At 39.5% G+C, this 1,421-nt stretch carries 1 protein-coding gene; it reads left to right on the top strand.

Features of this window, described 5'->3' with window-relative positions:
• Window positions 1–10: 10 nt before the first annotated feature.
• The coding region (gene carB / locus AMDU4_RS13885; protein WP_021788552.1) for a carbamoyl-phosphate synthase large subunit at window positions 11–1,421 on the top strand (1,411 nt) is incomplete at its 3' end.

The raw sequence follows: 1,421 nt of genomic DNA, 5'->3' as shown, positions 1-1,421 counted from the left end.
GTGAATAAAAATGATTACAGATATAAAATGCACACTGGTTATTGGGTCCGGGCCTATAGTTATAGGCCAGGCAGCGGAATTTGATTATTCTGGATCTCAGGCATGCCTTGCATTGAAGGAGGAGGGAATAAGGACTGTATTGCTTAACTCGAATCCTGCAACTATACAGACAGACCGTGAAATAGCTGACAGGATTTACATTGAGCCCGTAGACCCTGAAAGCGTCATAGAAATAATAAGAAAGGAAAAGATAGATTCCATACTACCTTCCACCGGTGGGCAGGTGGGGCTTAACCTGGTCATACTGTTAGACAAACTGGGAATTCTCTCATCATATGGAATAAAAGTGCTTGGTACACCCGTTCCTTCCATAGAAGTGGCTGAGGACAGAAAAAAATTCTTTAACCTGATGAAGAAGATAGGCGAACCCATAATAGAATCGTATACACTGACTAATTCCGATTACAAAAAATTAGTGCCTGAGATAAAAAAATATCCACTTATATTGCGTACAGGATTTTCGCTTGGAGGATCAGGAGGTGTCATAATAAACAATCAGAAGGAACTTTTTGATTACTGCAATGATTATTTTTCAGTGCGCAATGATACTGTAGAACTAGATGAATCCTTACTGGGCTTAAAGGAAATAGAATATGAGATGATGCGTGACAACAATGGAAACTGCATTTCCATATGCAACATGGAAAATCTTGATCCCATGGGGGTTCATACAGGTGAAAGCATAGTCACAACGCCTTCACTTACACTTAGCAACGACGATTACCAGAAATTAAGGACATCTGCCATTCATATTGTTAATGAGATAGGTGTTGTTGGATCATGCAACATACAGTTTGCCCTGGACCAGGAAAAAGATGAATATTATGTTGTTGAAGTAAATCCTCGAACATCACGTTCCTCAGCACTGGCGTCAAAGGCATCTGGGTATCCTATAGCAAGAATATCCACAAAAATAGCTATTGGTTATAATTTAAATGAAATAAGAAACCCGGTGACCAAAAACACATATGCTGCATTTGAGCCATCGATGGATTACATTACTGTGAAAATTCCAAGATGGCCCTTTGACAAGTTCTCGGTAAAAAGAGAAATAGGCATCGAAATGAAATCCATAGGAGAAGCCATGGGAATAGGCAGGATATTCGAAGAAGCCCTCATGAAGGCAGTATCATCTCTGGATATTAAACAGGCAGTACAGATGAGACTCTTCACCTCGCCTGAAAAAACCATGGAACTTATGAAAATACCAAATGACCAGAGGTTGTTCGCCATATTCGAGGGATTATTTCAGGGCATGGATACTGACAAAATCTCAGAACTTTCCGGCTATGACAAATTTTTCATAGAAAAAATGAAGAACATTGCAAATGCCATTTCCACAATTAGGCCAAATATATCCA

The sequence above is a fragment of the Ferroplasma sp. Type II genome (assembly GCF_000496155.1).
This window is presented reverse-complemented; position numbering and strand designations above follow the sequence as displayed.